The organism is Achromobacter aegrifaciens (assembly GCF_902859965.1).
GTDB lineage: Bacteria > Pseudomonadota > Gammaproteobacteria > Burkholderiales > Burkholderiaceae_B > Achromobacter > Achromobacter aegrifaciens.
The window spans coordinates 1505144-1523318 of the sequence record NZ_CADIKO010000001.1 but is presented as its reverse complement, the minus strand read 5'-3'; the positions used below and the strand labels follow the sequence as shown (position 1 = coordinate 1523318).

The following is an 18175-nucleotide window of genomic DNA, read 5'->3' as shown; positions in this document are numbered from 1 at the left end:
ATGCAGCAGCCGGTCTCCTTCGATTGGAAGATTCCCCTGTCCGACGTGCTGGACACGCTCAGGCAAATCTATTCGACCCGCCACCCGGCGCTTGCATCCGCGCGCCTGGACCGGCTTCGGTCCGTCATGAGCGACGACCGGGCCGACGACTTCCTGCCGGCGCTGGGCCAGGAACTGGAGTCGTTGGGGCTGGCGCTCATCGAGCAGCGCGAAGAGGATGACGCGATTCGTCTGCTGATCGTGCCGCAGGCCGAGGCAGACAATCTCAAGACGCACATACAGGCGCGGGGTTGGGCGGCCGTTGCACATCGCCAGGAAGGGGCCGCGGCTGGCGCCCAGGCGGCCCTGCCCAAGCCGGCTTCGGGTCCGCTGTGCGGCCCGGAGGACTATCTGGACATTCCCTACGCCGTAGCGGTGGCTCCGGGATGGGCCTGCGCCGCAATGGAGGACTGGGAAGGCCCGATGCTCACCGACCTGCGTGCATGGCCGGCATTGCGCGCGATTGACGGCAAGTTTCCGGCGCGGCGCGGGCTGCTCGCCTCCTGCGTAAGCCTCAGCGGGGTACATGCCTGGATCGAACAGGGTCCGGACGGACTGTCCAGCACGCCTTATGCGCGTCTGCTGCATTCCGGCCAGGTCGAGCTGCCTTCTTCAAACCGGCCCGGCATGCCCCTGCCGCCGCGCGCCGCGCAAGTGCAACGCCGGACGCCGGAATTCAGCCTGGGGTTTGCGGGCGACGATCTGCTGCTGGTGGACCGTGGCATGGTCTTTCTTTATCCCGCCTACGGGCGCCAGGAAGGGGACTGCGCCGCGGAGCCGACGCTGCTGCACACGGCGCCCGCGCAACGCCGTCCCGTCAGTGACAGGTCCGCCGTCATTCTTACGCCCGACGGCCGTACCTGCGTGCTGTGCCGCGGCCAACTGCTGGAGTTTCGCGAAGGGCGGCTGCATCCCTTGCCGCTCTCTTATGCCGTGCCATTGTCGGGCGACATCTCGCATCCCGTGGCCTTGGGCGACAGTGCCATTGCGTGGCTGGAGGACGACATGCTTTGCCATGCAGGCCTGGATGCCGGCGCTGTTCATCAGCGCGAAGTGGCGCATCTGCCTGCCGGCGGCATGACGCTGCAAGCGCTGCAGGGCGGCTGGCTATTGCTGGGCCACTGGCATGCGCCGCATCGAAGCATGGACCTGGGCCAGCTCTGGCATCCGGCGTCGGGCCAGTTGCTTCGAATCCGCCATGGCGCGCTGGACCTGGATAGCGGGATACAACAGTGGGTCGGCCTGCCAGGCGGCGAGGTCGTGGCGGGCGGTCAGACGCGCTACGCGCGGCTAGGCCGTTTCGACGCCCTGCTGGGCCGCCTGGACGCAAAAGCGCTATAGGACGCAACGCATAAGCGCAAAAAGGCCGGCGCGCCTTCAGCGCGCCAGCCGTCCAGGCAGGCTACCGGTTCAGGACTTACTGGGCTTTCTGCTGGATCTTCTCCCCGCCACGTTCGATGTCCTTGCCGGCGCCTTCCATCGTGTTGCAACCGGCCGTGATGGCGGTGATTGCCAGCAGCAGCGCAAGCCAGATTCGATGCGTCATTTTTTTCTCCTTTCGGCGTTCATGGGCGTAGCGGGTCATGCCGACAGGCAGCCGCGCTATTTCTTGTTCAGCAAGTCCCGTGCCTGATCCTTGGCTTCGCCCACGTTGCGCTGCACCTTGCCCACGGTTTTCTCCGCTTTCCCTTCGGCTTCGGTCTCGCGGTTGCCGGTCAGCTTGCCTGCCGTTTCCTTGATCGAGCCTTTGACTTCCTTGGCTGCGCCCTTGATGCGGTCGTTATCCATGTTGTCGCTCCTAATTCCAGGTTGCGTGAAACCGCGCTGGAGAGGCCTGCGAAGCCTGGACTCCCGCTGCGGACGAACCCACTATAGAAAGCGCATGGAACGCGCGTAAGAAGCGCGCGCATCAGATCGACTGGTACTTTTCTACCGAATCTTGTGGACCCGTTTTTGAGCCTGCTTGCCAGGCGGCTTCTGTGCCTGCTTGCGCGCCGGCTTTTCATATCCCACGATGCCGCGCTGCCGCGCCCAGATGATGGCGGCACTGCGCCGGTGCACGTCCAGCTTGCTGTACAGCGCCGCCACATGATTGCGCACCGTGTTGCGCGACAAGTGCAGGCTGGCGGCAATCTCCGGATCCGTGTGGCCCTGGCACATCAGGCCCAGGATCTCGCGTTCGCGCGGCGTCAGGTCGGCCAGTTCGCCTTGCCCCTGCGGCGCGCCCTGGGGCGTGCGGATCTGCGCCAGCTTTTCGATGACGGTGCGGCTGAACCACGAGGTGTCCTGCATCACCGTCTCGATCGCCTCCATCAGTTCCACCTCGTTGCGCTTGCGCTCGGTGATGTCCTGGATCGCGGCCAGCACGCAGGGCTGGTCCTGGATGGATACCGGCGCGGCCGACACCAGGCAGTCCAGCAATGCGCCGTCGCGCGTGCGCAACGCCATTTCTTGGCTGCGCACGCTGGCGCCCTGCTCCAGCGAGGCCATGGCGCGGTCATAGGCCTGCGGGTCCGTCCATAGTTGCGCCAGCGCATCCTCGTCGCGCGCCAAAGTCTTGGCGTCGTAGCCGGTGGTCGCGACGAAGGCATCGTTGACCTCCAGCAGTTTTCCTTCCGTGGTGCTCAGCGTCATGGGCACGGGCGCCAGACGGAACGCCGTGGCAAAGCGCTGTTCGCTATCCCGCAGCGCCGTCTCGGCCTTGCGGCGCGGCTCCAGGTCGTTGAAGGTGAACAGCATGCAGGGCTGTTCCGCGACCTCGATGGGCTGGCCCGCCACGATCACCAGCTTGCTGCCGCCGCCCTGCACCGCGATGATGGTTTCCGTCTGCGGAATGGTCGTGCCTTCCGCCAGCCGGTGCAGCGCATCCTCGCGTTGCGGCGTATCGCCCAGCACGTCCAGCTGGCGCAGCGTCTTGCCCAGCACCTGTTCGCGCGTGTAGCCCGTCATCGCCAGAAAACCGTCATTGACCTTGATGTGCCGCAGATCCGCCAGCGAGCAGATCACGGCCGGCGCGGGGTTGGCGTTGAAGGTGCGTTCGAAACGCTCTTCCGCGCTATAGCGTTCGGTCACGTCCAGCAGCACCAGCACCATGCCTTCGGCAGCGCCCTGCGCATCGCGCAGCTCCAGATTTCGTACCTGATGCATGCGGCTGAAGTCCGGATCGCGGCGGCTGGTCACTTCCACCACCACGTCCTTGTAGGTCTCGCCCGCCAGCGCGCGGTCCAGCGGATACTGCGCCGCGCGCAGCGCGCGGTGATTGCGATAGCGCAGCGAAAACGCCTTGCGGTAGCCGGCAGCGGTGCCGCCCAGCGCGGCCAGATCCGTCACGCCATGCATGGCCAACGCAGTGTCGTTGGCCCAGACGATGCGCCGGTCCTGGTCCAGCAGGATGATGCCTTCGATCAGGCCGTCGATGATTTCCAGCAGATGGCGGCGCTCCGTGGTGAACGCCGTGGCAGTCTTCTTCATTCCGGCTCCTGGTTGAGCAAGAGATAAGAAGAAAGTACTAGATAAAGTCGTCCTGCGTGATCTGGGCGAGCGCGAACCTGGCTTCTATCGTGGACTTGCACGATACGCGTGCCGCTGCGCGTGAGCGCTACACGTGAATCTTCAGGAGACATCCATGAACACGAACCAGAAGCCCGGCGATCCCGCCAACCAGACCGGCATCGATCCGTCCCAGCGTCCCGGACAGGAGCCGGGCGATGCGCCCGAAAAGCAGGCTCCCGGCCAGGTACCGGGCCAGCCCGGCCCCGATGACACTGATCCGGGCCGCATGCCGCCGGAAGTGCCCGGCAACCCCGGACAGCCCGCAGAAAAGCCCAGGCAGCCTGGCGAGCCCGGACGGCCGGGCCAGCCGGGTGATCCGGCCTAAGCCGCCATAGCTTTACCTCAGCCCCTCATGCAAACCGCCCCGGCGATGCGGGGTGGTTTGCTGGGGCATGACGTCTTGCGCGTCCGTCAGTCGACCTGAGCGCCCGACTGCTTCACCGCCTCGCCCCACTTCTTCACTTCGCCGGCAATGAAAGTGCCGGTCGCCTCAGGCGTCAGTGGCATCGGCTCTGCACCGCGGTCGCGGAAGAACTTCTGCATGTCCGGAGAGTTCAGCACCTGGCCGATCTGCTTGCTCAGATAGCCCGTCACCTCGGCCGGCGTATCGCGCGGCGCCAACACCGCCGCCCAGCCGATCGCCTCGAAACCCGGATAACCCGATTCCGCCACCGTCGGCACGTCCGGCAGCTGCGGCAGGCGTTTGGCCGTCGTCACCGCCAGCGCCACCGCCTTCTTGCTCTGTACATGCGGCAGACCAGCAGTCACCGAGTCCACCATCAACGGCACCTGATGCCCCAGGAAATCCGCCTGCGCCGGACCGCTGCCCTTGTACGGAATGTGGCGGATGTCGATGTTCGCCGCCGCCTTGAACATCTCGGCCGACAAATGCTGCGTGCCGCCGATGCCCGCGCTGGCATAGGCCAGCTCGCCCGGATTGGCGCGCGCCTGCGTCACCAGCTGCTTGAGCGAGGTAATGCCCGAAGCCGGCGTCGCCAGGAACATCAGCGGCACCGAGAAAACCCCCGACACCGGCGCGAAATCCTTGGTCAGGCTGTAATTGATGGTCTTGTACAGCGTCTGGTTAACTGCCGCGGCAGAGCCCGCGATCACCAGCGTGTAGCCGTCCGGCGTCGCACGCGCCGCCTGCTCCATCCCGATATTGCTGCCCGCGCCCGCGCGGTTCTCCACCACGATGGGCTGCTTGACGGCCGCGCCCAGCTTTTCAGCCAGCGCGCGCGCAAAAATGTCAGTGGCCTGCCCGGGTGGGAACGGCACGATCAGGCGGATGGGGCGCTCGGGAAAATCGGCATGCGCGGTCGCCGTGGCCGCCGCCAGCGCCAGGCCGGCGGCAAGACTGGAAAGAATACGTTTCATGATTGGTCAGTAAAAAGCGACAAAGGGCTGCGCGCGGGGTCGCGCCTGTTGCATAAAATAGAGCGCCCGCGTTGTCTGCCCTTTTGAGGCGGCCCGGGGCGGATCGGCTGGGGGTACGTCACAATAGCATCCCCCCGTCGGTGCTAAATTCGCCTATTGGCATCGTCCAATCACTTTTAATCCCTGTTCTCTCATTCCGCAGGAACCGCCATGGAATTCAGCCAGTTCAAGACCAACGCCCTCATGGAGATCACCTCCCGCCCGGACCTCGTGTTCGTGCGCGGCCAGGGATCCTGGCTGGAGGATCACGCGGGCAAGCGATACCTGGACTTCGTCCAGGGCTGGGCCGTCAACACCCTGGGCCACTGCGCCCCGGAAATGCAGAAGGCCCTGCTGGACCAGTCCAAGCTGCTGATGAACCCCTCGCCGGCGTTCTACAACCTGCCCTCCATCGAACTGGCCGAGCGCCTCACCGGCGCCTCGGTCTTCGACCGCGTCTTCTTCGCCAACAGCGGCGGCGAAGCCAATGAAGGCGCCATCAAGCTGGCGCGCAAATGGGGCCAGGTGAACAAGAACGGCGCCTACAAGATCATCACCATGAACCACGGCTTCCACGGCCGCACGCTGGCCACCATGTCCGCGTCCGGCAAGCCGGGCTGGGACAAGATGTTCGCCCCGCAGGTCGAAGGCTTCCCCAAGGCCGAAATCAACGACCTGGAATCCGTGCGCAAGCTGATCGACGACCAAACCGTCGCCATCATGCTCGAACCCGTCCAAGGCGAAGCCGGCGTCATCCCGGCCACCAAGGAATTCATGCAAGGCCTGCGCAAGCTGGCTGACGAGCACAAGCTGCTGTTCATCGTTGATGAAGTGCAGACCGGCATGGGGCGTACGGGCACCATGTTTGCTTACCAGCAATCGGATGTCGTGCCGGACATCATGACGCTGGCCAAGGGCATTGGCGGCGGCGTGCCGCTGGCTGCATTGCTGGCTCGCCAGGAAGTCTGCGTGTTCTCGCATGGTGACCAGGGCGGCACGTACAACGGCAATCCGCTGATGGCTGCTGTTGGCGTTGCTGTGTTTGATGCTCTGGCTGCGCCGGGCTTCATGGAGTCGGTCAATGCTCGCGCCAAGCAGCTGTCCGAAGGCCTGCTGGCTCTGTCGGCTAAGTGGGGCATGAAGGGCGAGCGTGGGATGGGTCTGCTGCGTGCGCTGGTCATGGACCGCGACGACGGCCCCGCCATCGTCGAAGCCGCGCGCAATCTGGCGCCCAATGGCCTGCTGCTGAATGCGCCGCGTGGGAATCTGCTGCGGTTTATGCCGGCGTTGAATGTGACGGCGGAAGAGATCGATACGATGCTGGCGCAGTTGGATGGGTTGATTGCGCAGGTGCGTAAGGCGTAATCGAATCGATTCGTTAAGCAGTGACGATAAGGGCCGCGATTAGCGGCCCTTTTCTTTGGCATGTCCTGAACGCAAGGCATGGACTATCATCAACCGGCATTCATGTGTGTGCATCGCAGTATCGACCCATCGTTGAACTAACCAGATATTGGAGGTTTCCATGAGCGGTTACTACGAGTTGAAGCGCAGCGGCGATCAGTACATGTTCAATCTGAAAGCCGGGAATCATGAAGTCATTTTGACGAGCGAGCGGTACACCACCAAGGCTAGCGCTCAGGATGGCATTGCATCCGTTCGGCAGAATTCGCCGATCGATGAGCGCTATCAGCGCAAGACGGCAACCAACGGTTCACCTTATTTCTCGTTGAGCGCGGCGAATGGGCAGTCTATTGGACGCAGTGAAATGTATTCGAGCACTGCGGCTCGAGATGCCGGGATCGCGTCTGTGAAGACCAATGGGCCAAGTACTGTGGTGAAAGACAATACCTGAGTGGTTTGGGTGTAAGCCCTGATTTGCATCCATCGGTGTCGGGACTGGAGAGCCGCAATGTTTGCGGCTCTTGTTCCGCTGGTTCACTTCAGTGCGGCCGCCCAGCCTCGACCCATTGTTGAACTAGGTCCATCGACAAGCGATAGCGAGCGCAGTTGTACACGTCCAGTATGCGCAGTTCTTGCGCCAGTATCGGGCGGAATAACTGAACATCGTCTTCGGATAGGCCCAGCGCCGCTGTTGCGGTGTCGGCCGTTTGCTGCTCACGTAGTACCCGGCCAATCGCTTCGTTCAGTTTTTCCCGAAATCGGAATCGCACCGGATCCGGCACGCCCGCAGCGTTCAGTTGTACGGCGTACTTGCGGATCGAGCGCCGATAGGCCCAGGCGAACAACTCCGCCGCCAGCGTCACATCGCCGTATTCATAGACTCCGAACATGGCGCGGACGTAGTCCTGTACCTCCACGTCCAGGAAGGACAGCGGCGCGCAGTTGTAAAGCATCAGCGGAATGTTGGCCGCCAGACGGCTGGTGCGCTTGTTGCCGTCTTCGAACGGCTGAAGATAGGCCAGGTTCACCCACAGAAAGAATGCCGCTTCCACTGGGTTCTTGATAAGCCGAGCTTTCTCCACAATCTGGTCGAACATTTCCTGCAGCAACAAGGGCGCCTGGAGCGGTACGTAAGTCGTGTCCCCGATGTTGACCACGATCTGGCGGATGCGGCCCAGGCCGTCGGTATTGGCCAATAGTTCCTCCAGCAGGATCGCGTGAAGGTTGCCGATCACGGCGGACGTCAGGCCATGTGCGGGCACCGCATCGACCAGGAACTCGATGGCCCTCTTATGGTTGAGCAGCATCACTGCATCCAGATCTTCCCCGGCCATTCCGTGCTTGAAGAGTTCCTGCGTGGCCAACAAGGAATACCGGTTGCCCTCCAGTCGAGAGGATGACCAGGACAGGTCGAGCAGCAGCGGCTCCAGGACGCGGCGCGCGTAAGTCCCGGCTGGCGACTGACCTGGCATGCGGCCTTCGTCGGCCAAGTCTTGAGCTAGCGAAGGCGGCAACAGGAAGCTCTGGTTTGGCACATAGCTTTCCACGAAGGCGCGGTCGTATCCCACAGGGGCACGCACTGACAACGGCTGCCGAAGCCGGGCCAGCAGGGCTTGACCACGCTCAGACCAGATCATCCCGACGGCCTCGGACGCCGGTTCCGCCAGCCGTGTGGCAATGCTGGTCGTTGGGAGCGTCGATGCGGGTGTTTCTTCCGCAATCCGGTAACGGGTTGCCCGGCCCTGCCCCTCGCGCAGTACTGCGCCGGCTTTGCGCAGCTTTTCCAATTGGCGCTTCACCGTGGACCAACTGACGCCGGTTCGGTAGGCCAGTTCGCTGGAACTCACCCAGGGGAGATTCTCGCGCTGCTGAGTGTGCAGAAACTGAAGAATGTCTTCGCGGACGGTCATGGCAAGAGCCGAAGATATTGGATCAGCTCAATTTAGCAGTAATCAGCTCAAGAAATGAGCTGATTTGGTCTGATTTTGAGCTGATCCCCGACCAGCCAGCTCAAACAAATCGATTGCTGCGACTTCCTCGCTCACGCACTAACCCTAAAGCGTGTACTTCGCCGTCAACAAAAACGATTGCGGTATTCCAAAGAGGTTGTTGTCGCGGATGGTGCCGATCGCCTGGTATTAGTACTTGTGAACAGGTGCAAACGTTTAGGCGCAGATACAGATGTTGGCTGGCCCGACACGCCACTACGTGACCGGGTTGGCGCACGTTGTATGTAGGCAAGCTGATCGCGCTCTACCCTCGCGCCAGGCATGAAGCGAACTATGCAAAGTTGTTGTCTCACGCCATTGTTTAGTCTTGCCGGCAAAAGTCACTTTTTGGCACATGACATGACAGACGGTAGAATTAAGGCAGGAAAACCAGCTAAAAAAATCATGAGCGCTCAGCCCAAACTTGTTACCGCCCAACTTATTAAGACTGGAGGCGGGCGCGACGCTAGCCAAACGCTGAAAGATCTCGTCGCAAATGAGTACGTGTTTGCAGTGGTGGGGCCGGCAGGCTCAGGCACTAGTTGGGTGGCGGATGCACTCAAACGGTTGCTTAGTAATGCAGGTATTCAGGCCGAAATTCTTAAGGCGTCGGGCGTTATCGAAACCTGGGCAACGTCTCGTAGCCACATGGTCGACAACAGCACAAAATTAATGCGGGCAAGGTCTTTGCAAGACTTTGGAGACTTGTGTCGTTTAGAAACTGGTGATAAAGCGGCTGTGGCGATTCGCTTAATGCGGGAGATGCATGAGCGACGCAAGGGCCACACCGAAAGTCGCTTGGCTGGTGGGGCTGCGGTTGCGGAGCGCCGTGCCTACATCATCGACTCCCTCAAGCAGCCGGCAGAGACTGCTCTTTTGCGACAGGTCTACCAAGATGCGTTTTGCCAGATCGGCGTTGTATGCAGCGAAGAGGTGCGAAAGCAGCGGCTGAGTTCATCCAAGTGTAGGGATTCGACCGAAGCTCAGATCGAGGAGTTCATGCAACGTGACGAGGATGCTGACGATCCTCATGGACAGAAGGTGACAGACACCTTTCATCTTTCCGATTTTTTCGTCGACAACACGCCTGCCCGATTGATCCGAGAGGGCAACGCGGATGTCGAAAACCCGGACTGGGATGTCGCAGACCAGCTTGGGCGCTTGATCGATATCCTGACACACGCGAAGGTTGTTAGACCCCTGCCGAACGAAACTGGCATGTTCCACGCCTATGGATCTGGAATGCGCAGTGCGTGCCTTTCCCGTCAAGTGGGCGCAGCCTTGGTTGATGCGGCTGGCAATGTCGTGGCCACGGGCACCAATGAGGTGCCACGTGCTGGCGGTGGTGTGTACGGGGGGGGGTTCCGTATGGACGTACTCAACGGACACGAGTACGATCACCGCTGTTCGATGGTTGGTCGGTACTGCCGTAACACGGTCGAGCAGCAGACAATCATCCAGCACATCATCGACACATTTCCTGAGCTTAAAGCACAAGATGACGGCGTAACATTGCAGTTGCGCCTGCGAAAGACCGAAGTCGGGCGACTGCTGGAATTCAGTCGTGCAGTACACGCAGAAATGGATGCTTTGCTATCGGCCGGTAGGCAGGGAACTTCGACCGTCGGCACGCGAATGTTTGTAACTACCTTCCCCTGTCACTATTGCGCTCGCCATATTGTGGCGGCCGGCGTCGACGAAGTGCAGTTTATTGAGCCGTATCAGAAAAGTAAGGCGCTGAGTCTGCACGGTGATGCGATTGTTTCGAATGCGGTTAACTGGCGTCCGCCAAGCGAGGTGGTGAATGCTGCGGTTGGCAATGGCGAAGGTCACCCACCGCCATATGTTCTATTTCGACCGTTCACCGGTGTCGCTCCGCGGCTATACAAGCGCGCGTTTTTGAAAGATCGAAAATTGAAAGATTCCAAAGGAAACATGGAATTCGGTGACTCCGATACGTCCATTCGTCCGGAGTTGCTGCGATTCAGCTATGTCGATGTCGAGACCCAACTCATTGAGAATGGTGGTCACGGTGAATAATCGAGAGAGTTCACGAAGTCATCTCAGGTTGGTCGTAACAAACACCATTCAAAATGATCGCCTGATAAATCATCAGACCATTCGGCAAGGTGCACAATTGCGCCTTCCATTTGAGGGCGACCGATCCGTTGTATTGGTACACGAAACGGATCTGGGCTCGCCCGAAGCGTTTGAGGTGTTTATCGAGCGCTATCAGCCCAAATGGCTTCTCGATATCCGGGTTGCGCCACGTATGGACTTCGTTGCTCCCACGCGCACGTTGGCCCTGCGAATGCTGTCTGCGCTCAAAGTTAACTATGTGGACGTTCTCGGGCGTGTGAATGATACTTCGAAGTGGCTTCAGTTTATAGAGGATCTAGTGCAGAATCAGGATCGGACGGAGGGCCTCTATGCAATTGTCTTCGACGATCAATGTACGTTACAGGACGCGCGACTACACTTGCCGTCACTATTTAATCGGTTGGCCAAGGCTGAGAGTATCAGCGTTTCAACCTTTCACCGCGAGTTGATCGCCTTGTGAAAAATTCGACATCGCTTCAGAAAAGCTAAGGCGGTTTTGTTATTCTGACGCTAGCTTGAAGACCTTGGATCTAAACTAAGAGTTGGTGAGCTTGTTAGGTCTCTATCCACAGCGACTTCATCTCATCTCCTTATTTTTTTAGTTCTCAAACCCGTTTGCCACAGCTTCGGGTTCATGTCTGATGCCGTCAGTTGCCGTGTGCGGAAACGCACCCTAAGGCGCGGCGAAAAATAGCTTGCGATCCCTCTGCATCTAGCAATTAAGATGCCAGACTGCAAATTTTCGGCAAGTGGCTGACGAGACTGCAGTCTGACACCTTTCGTCTAGCTAATCCTCGCTATTCTAGAATGCCATTGGATAGCTTCCACGTACCTGCTGCCCATAGATCCTTTGTGTGTTCCGGTTCAGAGGTGAACCAGGCATAGGAATCCCAGGCAAGTTCCGAAATGCTCTTGCAGAACGGTTGGCCAGCACGATTGGAAATAGGCAGTAAGAAATGCTAGATGCCGCTCATCAAAACCTGCTTCTAGAGCCATTGTCGTTAATGCTATTTTTCGCTCGCGATTGATTGGCCCATCCGATCCAACAACTTCTACGCTACGAACACCACCAACATGTCGGTGCCGTGGTCATCGGAACCCAGATCGACCAAAATTATGTCGGGGAGAGCTTTTGTCGCGCCGATCTTTAGGCCCAGTGCACTAGCCAGTGCCTCGTCGCGCACGACCACTTTATTGCCCGATTCTGACAACCAAATAACCGTTGGCTATTTCAAAAAGCGTAGTGAATAAAAGAAGTCAGACTACGATCTCGCCGATCACACGCAGCCGCAATTGTGGTCTGGCTTCCTTATTAGCTCACGTTTTCCGTTGATTTCCTGTTGCGAGTATGTCTGCAGTCGCTATTGCACGAGCAAGTCGTGCTTCCGCGTCAGGTACGAGTTTGCTGTTGGCGTCGAGAATCCTAGCAACTTTGCCTGAGTTGTTGGTGCTGCCACCCGGGTCGCAATTAGGTTGTTGCCTGCGTTCATATTGCGCTCTGGCAAAGGCGAGGGCTTGTTTGGCCACTCGGACGTCTCCTTGCCTCGAGAGATTTTCTTCATAATATGTGATGGCTTGACCGTTCTGACTCAGAAAAAGCTCAATATCGGCCTTTCGCATCTTAAGGCCACCCGGCCTATGATATTCCACGAATAGTTCGCAAGTTACCGGACGGAAATGCCAAATCCATGCCCAGCGCCGATGAAAATAACGTTTCCCTTTATAGTTAAAGCCTGCTCGTTCATGCAATTTTGCAGCCATTTTTCCTGGCTCGAATTAAAGCGCGGTGTGGTGAGAGATGATGTACGGTTCCGCCCACGCGCCAAGCATCGGACGAATCCGCGCCAAATTATAGTTTGGCACCATCTTCTAAATCAGTCCGTCAGGTGAGCATGGGAGGTCTGAGCCTCGTCTCATACCGAAAGGTAGTCTGCACCATTCCTATATGCGCCTGTCCGGGTGCTTTCTGGTGATAAGCGTTACCACATGTTTATCGTGCGATGTTATATTTGAGTCAATCAACAATTCAAGAAGACCATGCCACGCATCGCTCTCTCCAAGATCGACTACAGCCTAGAGAATCCTCGGTTCAGAAACGCTAAGCAAAGTCCGCGAGAGGCGTTGCTGGAATTGATGACGGCGGACACCATTGAGTTGGCTCGTCACATCGCCAAGAACGGTCTAAATCCAATGAAACGGATGGCCGTAACTGAGCAAGATGGTCGATACGTGACACAAGAAGGTAATCGCCGCCTGGCTGCGCTTAAAGTCCTGACTAATCGAGCACTTCTTGATAGCCTGGAAGTATCAAAGACTATTAAAAATGAATTGAAGCGGGCCTCCCCCGAACTAATTGCAAGCCTTAAGACGGTTGACTGCGCAGTTTTTGAGAGCGAAGCAGCAGCAGCACAATGGGTCCGACTGGAGCATACAGGGAAGAACAATGGTGTTGGGACGGCACAGTGGGATCGTGAAGAACAACAGCGCTTTGAATCAAAACTAACAGCTAGGAAGCCCCCGCATCTTCAGTTGCTTGACTTCATGCGTCAGTTGTTTGCTGACGATGAGGCTATCAGCACGTTGCTTCTTTCTCCAGCGCTGACTCCTATAGAACGACTTGTCGGCGATCCTGCGGTAAAGAGTTTTCTTGGTTTGGAAATTAAAGATAAGGTGCTTTTTTCAACGATCTCCTTCGATGAATTGAAAAAGCCGCTTCAGAAAATCGTCTTCGATATTTCTAATCCTGATGAGAACCGTAGAGTCACGACGCGAACTCTCAATAAGAAAAAAGACCGCCAAGCATATCTCGACACTTTTTCTAAAGAAAACATACCGCAACATAGTGAAAGTGTAGAGCCTTGGCGTTTGGATCAAACGAGTGCACCACCTGCTCAAAAAAGTCAGCCTGCAAAGTCAGAAGGAAACCCGAAAGCTAAGGCCAAGGCAAATCCCTCTTCTGAGCAGCGAAAGAAGCTTATTAGTCCAACTTGCATTCTACGAATCACTGAAAATAATAGAATAAATGATCTCTACCACAATTTGAAATCATTTGATGTAGACGATTATGCGAATGCAGTTTCGGTATTGGCTCGTTTGTTTCTGGAGATGAGTGTCAATCACTATCTCGCTGCGAAGGGATTAAAGACAGAAAATGAATTAAACAGCAATCGGTACCATCTACAAGCACGGATGACTGATGTGGTCGAGCATCTGAGGGCGGCGCAGCAACTTACGTCCAATCAAGTTCAATCAATCAACAAAGAGCTTGGAAATGCTGATAGTACCTTCCATCCCAATTCGTTGAATGCATTTGTTCATAATCCAAATTTGAGCCCAAAATCCAACGATTTAAAACGTGGCTGGAATAATGTCGAACCACTAATTGTAGCAATTTGGGCTGAGTAATGAACTTTTATACCCCGCTTCGATACCCGGGGGGCAAGGGAAAACTTGCTCTCTACCTTAAGGCTATCCTATCGGAAAATAGTCTTATTGGGTGCCGATACTCAGAAGTGTACGCTGGTGGCGCGGGAGTCGCTATTGAGTTACTCCTTGATGGGTATGTATCCTCGATTTGCATTAACGATCTCAATACGCACATACATGCATTTTGGGATTGTGTGCTAAACCGTACTGATGCATTGTGCAAATTAATCAATGACACTGACGTAAATATTGAGGAGTGGCATCGACAAAAGCAAATCTACAGCAAAGGCATTGATGCAACGATATTGCAACAGGCGTTCGCCACTTTTTTTCTGAATCGATCCAATCGCTCTGGAATTATGAAGGCTGGTGTTATCGGTGGGAAGAACCAAGATGGGAAGTGGAAATTGGACGCCCGCTACAATAAGAGCGATCTTATCGGTCGAATTCAAAAAATTTCTGGGGAACGAAACCGCATCGAGCTTACGCGTCTGGATGGGTTGGAATTTATTCAAAATAGAGTCAATCAGGGAGGTGAGCCTTCGATTGTCTATTTGGACCCACCATATTACGTGAAGGGAAAGGGCTTGTATGATAATTTCTACACCCACAATGATCACGTAGCTGTCGCAAATGCCTTGCGGAAAGTTAAGGGGGCAAACTGGGTGGTGTCTTACGATAATGCGCCTGAGATCGAGGCTATGTACACTGGTTTCTCGTCTATTAAGTACGGTTTGAGCTATAGCGCTGCCCAGAGATACAGAGCTTCTGAAATAATGTTCTTTTCGCGCTCGATCAAATCTATCCCGAACCTCGAAGACTATGGCTATAAGAAGGCTGCATAGTCGAGAGTTCTTAATAGATTTACGTTCCACGCATGAGAACGAAAATGTCCTTGAAGTTATTGCTGTAGTGTTCAATGACGAAAGCAATAAAGATAATTCGTATGTCTCCCGTGAGTACTTGCTTGAAATTCCGCTCAGTTCCGCCCAGAGCAAACCACTAGAATGGTTTAGCTAGACGTTCCTATGCAGCAGCATCGGTGAGGCCCTCCAGCGCAACCCGTCGTCGGTGCGCAAGGTGATGGTGCATTTTTTTAAACGCAAGATCACGCCGAATTCGCTATTTTCATCATTATGGTAAACCTCAGTAAGCTGCCAGTGGATACGGTCTGGCTTCATCCTGTCAGTCCATTCGAAAATGTCTGCTCGGATGCTCCTAGAATTCGTATCCACAGAAATTTATGGATACGAATTTTCGGTACTTTATGGCAGAGATGCTCCGCAAGTGCGACGCCAATTTTTAGCGATTACCAGAAGTAGGACCGCTATGCGGCTATGGCTAGTCGCTACTTGGGGAGTTGATCTGCTGTCGAAATCCTGGACGAAATTGAGTGTTAGTGTTTTAGGGCGAGTTTCCCAGCGAGAACGGGAGGTTGGCAATGAAACACAAGCAATATTCGGTCGAGCAGATCGCCGCAGCGATTTTGTGCACAGGTCGATACGACGTCAGGCATCCTGCACCATACGGATTTCGCGAGTGGCAGTCATTAGCAATGATTGCTAACCGGTGGCAGCGTGTCTCGGGTTGGACGGCGATCTAGCGTGGCGAAATTGTCATTGCCGGCGGAGACTTACTGGTCCTGTCCCATATACTCACTTCGCTCCCGCCCGAGGGTAGCCCGGTTTGGAAGCCGGCTAGTGTCTTTGGTTTTTGGAGGCTGTCATGCAATCCCACCCCCTAACCCAAAACCCCCGGTCCGTGGACACCGATCCCGAGCTCGGCTCCGTTCCCCTCGCCTATCTCCACCACATCGACCGCGCCCGCTACGCCATCGAGGCGATCGCCCGTATGGTTGGCAACAGCGCGTCCGAACCCTACGCCACCGGTTCGCAGCCGCTGGATGCCTGGACGGTGGCTGCGTTGATGGGCGGTGTGGAAGGCCTGTGTGATCAGGTAAGCAGTCTGACCGACGCTATGCTGGAACAAGCACGGATTGGCGCAGGTGATGCGGACCAGGAAGGCGGGGCGACGCACAATGGATCGATAGTGATTCAATAGCGCGAATTACACCCGCAGCAGCTAGAGGCGCGGCGCCCACTCGCGCGCCCTATTCAGCAATCGACCGAATCACCCTAGCCGGATTCCCACCCACCAGCGTATTCGCGGGCACATCCTTGGTGACCACCGAACCCGCCGCGACCACCGAGTTCTCGCCCACAGTCACGCCACCAATAACGGTCGCACCCGCCGCGATCCAGACATTCCTCTCGATCACGTTGGGCTTCGCGGTGACAAGCTCACGACGCCGCGAAGGTTCGATGGGATGTCCGGAGGTAATGAGGCTGACGTTCGGCCCGATCATCACATCATCGGCAATGCTCAACCCACCCAGGTCATAGAAAGTGCAGTTCTGATTGACGAAGACGTTGCGCCCGACGCTGATGTCGGGGCCTCCGGTCGTATAGAACGGCGGGATCAACAGGAAGCTCTCATCGACCGTCTTACCGATCAGTTCGCTGAACAAGGCGCGGACTTCGGCGGCGTCGTTGAAGGTCAGGCGGTTGAGGGCAGCGGTGATCGTCATCGCGCGTTTGATGTTGGCCGTCATGGCCGCTGATTCGGGCGTTCTTCTGGGAATGATCAGGCTGCGGTCGTCATTTGCCATCTGCGGCTTTCCTTTGGGGGTTCGGCGTAGCGGGCGGTTGGCTGACCAACCGCATGTTGCGAAATCGTAGCCTGACGTCTTTATCCCGGACGATCTTCCGGAATTCCGGAAAGCCAAAAGCGGGCAGAGGCGCTTATGGTGTCACGCGCGGCGCCGGATGCGATTGCATCGGGGCATTCCCCCTGGGGCGACCATGCCCAGGCACTGTGATTGCTGACGAGTAGCGGCCATTTACACCCACCCGCCGTCCGCAACCCAAGGAGCCTCCCATGACCGTCCCTGTCGAGCACCGCCGCATCCCGGTCGACAACATCGACACCTACTACCGCATCGCGGGCCCTTCCGATGCGCCTGCCCTCCTGCTGCCTCACGGCTACCCCTGTTCTTCCTACGAGTTCCGTAACCTGATGCCTCGCCTGGCCGATCGCTGGCGCCTGGTCGCGCCCGACTATCCCGGCGCCGGCTACAGCGCCACGCCCGAGGACTTCGATTACAGCTTCGACGGCTATGCGGCCTTTCTGGATCGCTTTGTCGTGGCCCTGGGCCTGGACCGCTATGCGCTCTACCTGCACGACTTCGGCTCGCCCATCGGGGCGCGGCTGGCGATCCGTGCGCCTCATCGGGTGACGGCGCTGATCATCCAGAATGGCGACGTTCCCTACGAGGATGCCTTAGGGCCCAAATATGCGGACATCGAAGCCACCTGGGCGTTGTCGCCCGCGGAGATGCGCCACGCCATAGGCGACAGCATTACTGAGGCAAGCTTCCAGGAGGAATTCCTGAACCATGTCGGGCCGGAAGTTGCCGACCGCATTTCGCCGGATTTATGGAAACTGCATTGGTCGCTGATGACGCCGCGCCGCAAGGAGGTTGCCATCGACTTGATTGCCGGCCTGAAGCAAAACCGCGCGTGGTTTGCGGAACACCGGCAGTATCTGAGGGATCACCAGCCGCCTACGCTGATTGTCTGGGGGCCGCAGGATCACTACATGCCGGAAGCTTCCGCCCGTGCCTATCTGCGGGATTTGCCGGATGCTGAGCTTCACCTGTTGGAGGGTGGCGGCCATTGGTTGTTGGAGACGCATCTGGATGAGGTGGCTGCGTTGATGCGGGGATTTCTGCAAAGGGTGCTGGCGGCCTGATATCGCTGCGCTCAGCGCGGCTTCCAATTCACCCCATCCCTGGACCGATACTCCGGCGTTCCCGTGCAGCACCCGCCCGCCCCAAACGCCTGCCGCCCGATGAACGCGGTCACCACGCCCTTGCTCTCGGTCAGCGATTGACGGATGCAGCTGGTCGGCAGCGGATACAGGTCGCCTTCCAGCACCAGCGTCCACTTCAGGTTTTCACCATCGGCCGGCTCGACCATGTACACCTTGCATTTATGCATCAGCAGATGCACGGGCTTCCCGGCCAGCACGCCCTTGAACTGATGCTCCGGAGGGGTGTCCCGCGTGGCGATGGCTTCAGCGTTGAGTTTCGACCCGGGCGGCGCGGGCTCCAGCGCGGAATCGCAGCCGGCCAGCGCGCTCGCGGTGGCCAAGGCGGTGAGGAACAGGCGAGCCAGGCGCATCATGCCCAT

The 18175-nt window shown here is 57.7% G+C and carries 19 protein-coding genes; 10 read left to right on the top strand and 9 right to left on the bottom strand.

Annotation, left to right across the window (positions count from 1 at the left end):
* The gene (locus HV793_RS07100) at positions 1–1380 is read left to right on the top strand and encodes a DUF6630 family protein (RefSeq protein ID WP_244958597.1); all 1380 of its coding nucleotides are present in this window, start codon (positions 1–3) and stop codon (positions 1378–1380) included.
* 76 nt (positions 1381–1456) lie between these two features.
* On the opposite strand, the gene HV793_RS07095 is transcribed toward HV793_RS07100, so the two are convergent.
* The 3 genes from HV793_RS07095 to HV793_RS07085 all read right to left on the bottom strand — a co-directional run bounded on the left by HV793_RS07095 (position 1457) and on the right by HV793_RS07085 (position 3510).
* The gene (locus HV793_RS07095) at positions 1457–1585 is read right to left on the bottom strand and encodes an entericidin A/B family lipoprotein (RefSeq protein WP_013390837.1); all 129 of its coding nucleotides are present in this window, start codon (positions 1583–1585) and stop codon (positions 1457–1459) included.
* Positions 1586–1641: 56 nt separating this feature from the next.
* A complete protein-coding gene (locus HV793_RS07090; RefSeq protein WP_013390838.1) occupies positions 1642–1827 on the bottom strand; it encodes a CsbD family protein in 186 nt (61 codons plus the stop codon).
* A 141-nt stretch (positions 1828–1968) separates the two neighbouring features.
* Complete coding sequence (locus HV793_RS07085; RefSeq protein WP_175212916.1) at positions 1969–3510, bottom strand: helix-turn-helix transcriptional regulator; 1542 nt, start codon at positions 3508–3510, stop codon at positions 1969–1971.
* A 154-nt stretch (positions 3511–3664) separates the two neighbouring features.
* Between HV793_RS07085 and HV793_RS07080 the strand changes: the two genes are divergently transcribed.
* Positions 3665–3916 carry a hypothetical protein gene (locus HV793_RS07080; protein ID WP_054455691.1) on the top strand — a complete coding sequence of 84 codons (252 nt, stop codon included), beginning with the start codon at positions 3665–3667 and terminating at the stop codon, positions 3914–3916.
* Between the two features lie 86 nt (positions 3917–4002).
* Here HV793_RS07080 and HV793_RS07075 read toward each other — a convergent pair whose 3' ends face one another.
* Positions 4003–4968, bottom strand: a complete 966-nt coding sequence (locus HV793_RS07075) for a Bug family tripartite tricarboxylate transporter substrate binding protein (RefSeq protein ID WP_175212915.1) — start codon at positions 4966–4968, stop codon at positions 4003–4005.
* Between the two features lie 210 nt (positions 4969–5178).
* Here HV793_RS07075 and HV793_RS07070 point away from each other — a divergent pair, with 210 nt between their 5' ends.
* Both HV793_RS07070 and HV793_RS07065 read left to right on the top strand, forming a co-directional pair.
* Complete coding sequence (locus tag HV793_RS07070; RefSeq protein ID WP_175163036.1) at positions 5179–6372, top strand: acetylornithine transaminase; 1194 nt, start codon at positions 5179–5181, stop codon at positions 6370–6372.
* Positions 6373–6532: 160 nt separating this feature from the next.
* A complete protein-coding gene (locus tag HV793_RS07065; RefSeq protein WP_054455686.1) occupies positions 6533–6862 on the top strand; it encodes a YegP family protein in 330 nt (109 codons plus the stop codon).
* 88 nt (positions 6863–6950) lie between these two features.
* On the opposite strand, the gene HV793_RS07060 is transcribed toward HV793_RS07065, so the two are convergent.
* Entirely contained in the window at positions 6951–8321 is a 1371-nt protein-coding gene (locus HV793_RS07060) for a Fic family protein (RefSeq protein WP_175212914.1), read from the bottom strand.
* A gap of 438 nt (positions 8322–8759) precedes the next feature.
* Between HV793_RS07060 and HV793_RS07055 the strand changes: the two genes are divergently transcribed.
* Complete coding sequence (locus HV793_RS07055; protein WP_175212913.1) at positions 8760–10439, top strand: anti-phage dCTP deaminase; 1680 nt, start codon at positions 8760–8762, stop codon at positions 10437–10439.
* Positions 10420–10959, top strand: a complete 540-nt coding sequence (locus HV793_RS07050; RefSeq protein WP_175212912.1) for a hypothetical protein — start codon at positions 10420–10422, stop codon at positions 10957–10959. The genes HV793_RS07055 and HV793_RS07050 overlap by 20 nt, the downstream gene beginning before the upstream one ends.
* A 592-nt stretch (positions 10960–11551) precedes the next feature.
* On the opposite strand, the gene HV793_RS31290 is transcribed toward HV793_RS07050, so the two are convergent.
* Together HV793_RS31290 and HV793_RS07040 are read right to left on the bottom strand one after the other, a co-directional pair.
* On the bottom strand, positions 11552–11716 hold the full coding sequence (locus HV793_RS31290) for a BsuBI/PstI family type II restriction endonuclease (protein WP_425321802.1): 165 nt from the start codon (positions 11714–11716) through the stop codon (positions 11552–11554).
* A 100-nt stretch (positions 11717–11816) separates the two neighbouring features.
* Positions 11817–12260: a hypothetical protein gene (locus HV793_RS07040; protein WP_175212911.1), complete on the bottom strand. Its 444-nt coding sequence runs from the start codon at positions 12258–12260 to the stop codon at positions 11817–11819.
* 276 nt (positions 12261–12536) lie between these two features.
* On the opposite strand from HV793_RS07040, the gene HV793_RS07035 reads away from it, so the two are divergent.
* The 3 genes from HV793_RS07035 (at position 12537) to HV793_RS07025 (ending at position 15986) form a co-directional block, all read left to right on the top strand.
* Positions 12537–13904 carry a Sec-independent protein translocase family protein gene (locus HV793_RS07035; RefSeq protein WP_175212910.1) on the top strand — a complete coding sequence of 456 codons (1368 nt, stop codon included), beginning with the start codon at positions 12537–12539 and terminating at the stop codon, positions 13902–13904.
* Positions 13904–14770 carry a DNA adenine methylase gene (locus HV793_RS07030; RefSeq protein ID WP_175212909.1) on the top strand — a complete coding sequence of 289 codons (867 nt, stop codon included), beginning with the start codon at positions 13904–13906 and terminating at the stop codon, positions 14768–14770. The genes HV793_RS07035 and HV793_RS07030 overlap by 1 nt, the downstream gene beginning before the upstream one ends.
* An 880-nt stretch (positions 14771–15650) precedes the next feature.
* Positions 15651–15986, top strand: a complete 336-nt coding sequence (locus HV793_RS07025) for a hypothetical protein (protein WP_175212908.1) — start codon at positions 15651–15653, stop codon at positions 15984–15986.
* Positions 15987–16035: 49 nt separating this feature from the next.
* Here the strand turns inward: HV793_RS07025 and HV793_RS07020 are convergent, their stop codons facing one another.
* On the bottom strand, positions 16036–16593 hold the full coding sequence (locus tag HV793_RS07020; protein WP_175212907.1) for a sugar O-acetyltransferase: 558 nt from the start codon (positions 16591–16593) through the stop codon (positions 16036–16038).
* 269 nt (positions 16594–16862) lie between these two features.
* Here HV793_RS07020 and HV793_RS07015 point away from each other — a divergent pair, with 269 nt between their 5' ends.
* Positions 16863–17735 carry an alpha/beta fold hydrolase gene (locus HV793_RS07015; RefSeq protein WP_175212906.1) on the top strand — a complete coding sequence of 291 codons (873 nt, stop codon included), beginning with the start codon at positions 16863–16865 and terminating at the stop codon, positions 17733–17735.
* Positions 17736–17746: 11 nt separating this feature from the next.
* Here the strand turns inward: HV793_RS07015 and HV793_RS07010 are convergent, their stop codons facing one another.
* Positions 17747–18169, bottom strand: coding sequence for a hypothetical protein (locus HV793_RS07010; protein ID WP_175212905.1), 423 nt, complete (start codon positions 18167–18169; stop codon positions 17747–17749).
* Between the last annotated feature and the right edge of the window lie 6 nt (positions 18170–18175).

Excerpts from the sequence above, each read along its gene's own strand:
- HV793_RS07080 (WP_054455691.1), top strand. The coding sequence starts at position 3,665 with ATGAACACGAACCAGAAGCCCGGCGATCCCGCCAACCAGACCGGCATC.
- HV793_RS07010 (WP_175212905.1), bottom strand. The coding sequence starts at position 18,169 with ATGATGCGCCTGGCTCGCCTGTTCCTCACCGCCTTGGCCACCGCGAGC.
- HV793_RS07030 (WP_175212909.1), top strand. The coding sequence starts at position 13,904 with ATGAACTTTTATACCCCGCTTCGATACCCGGGGGGCAAGGGAAAACTT.
- HV793_RS07090 (WP_013390838.1), bottom strand. The coding sequence starts at position 1,827 with ATGGATAACGACCGCATCAAGGGCGCAGCCAAGGAAGTCAAAGGCTCG.
- HV793_RS07060 (WP_175212914.1), bottom strand. The coding sequence starts at position 8,321 with ATGACCGTCCGCGAAGACATTCTTCAGTTTCTGCACACTCAGCAGCGC.
- HV793_RS07035 (WP_175212910.1), top strand. The coding sequence starts at position 12,537 with ATGCCACGCATCGCTCTCTCCAAGATCGACTACAGCCTAGAGAATCCT.
- HV793_RS07085 (WP_175212916.1), bottom strand. The coding sequence starts at position 3,510 with ATGAAGAAGACTGCCACGGCGTTCACCACGGAGCGCCGCCATCTGCTG.
- HV793_RS07065 (WP_054455686.1), top strand. The coding sequence starts at position 6,533 with ATGAGCGGTTACTACGAGTTGAAGCGCAGCGGCGATCAGTACATGTTC.
- HV793_RS07050 (WP_175212912.1), top strand. The coding sequence starts at position 10,420 with ATGGTGGTCACGGTGAATAATCGAGAGAGTTCACGAAGTCATCTCAGG.
- HV793_RS07100 (WP_244958597.1), top strand. The coding sequence starts at position 1 with ATGCAGCAGCCGGTCTCCTTCGATTGGAAGATTCCCCTGTCCGACGTG.
- HV793_RS07055 (WP_175212913.1), top strand. The coding sequence starts at position 8,760 with ATGACAGACGGTAGAATTAAGGCAGGAAAACCAGCTAAAAAAATCATG.
- HV793_RS07020 (WP_175212907.1), bottom strand. The coding sequence starts at position 16,593 with ATGGCAAATGACGACCGCAGCCTGATCATTCCCAGAAGAACGCCCGAA.
- HV793_RS07015 (WP_175212906.1), top strand. The coding sequence starts at position 16,863 with ATGACCGTCCCTGTCGAGCACCGCCGCATCCCGGTCGACAACATCGAC.
- HV793_RS07095 (WP_013390837.1), bottom strand. The coding sequence starts at position 1,585 with ATGACGCATCGAATCTGGCTTGCGCTGCTGCTGGCAATCACCGCCATC.
- HV793_RS07070 (WP_175163036.1), top strand. The coding sequence starts at position 5,179 with ATGGAATTCAGCCAGTTCAAGACCAACGCCCTCATGGAGATCACCTCC.
- HV793_RS07075 (WP_175212915.1), bottom strand. The coding sequence starts at position 4,968 with ATGAAACGTATTCTTTCCAGTCTTGCCGCCGGCCTGGCGCTGGCGGCG.
- HV793_RS07040 (WP_175212911.1), bottom strand. The coding sequence starts at position 12,260 with ATGGCTGCAAAATTGCATGAACGAGCAGGCTTTAACTATAAAGGGAAA.
- HV793_RS07025 (WP_175212908.1), top strand. The coding sequence starts at position 15,651 with ATGCAATCCCACCCCCTAACCCAAAACCCCCGGTCCGTGGACACCGAT.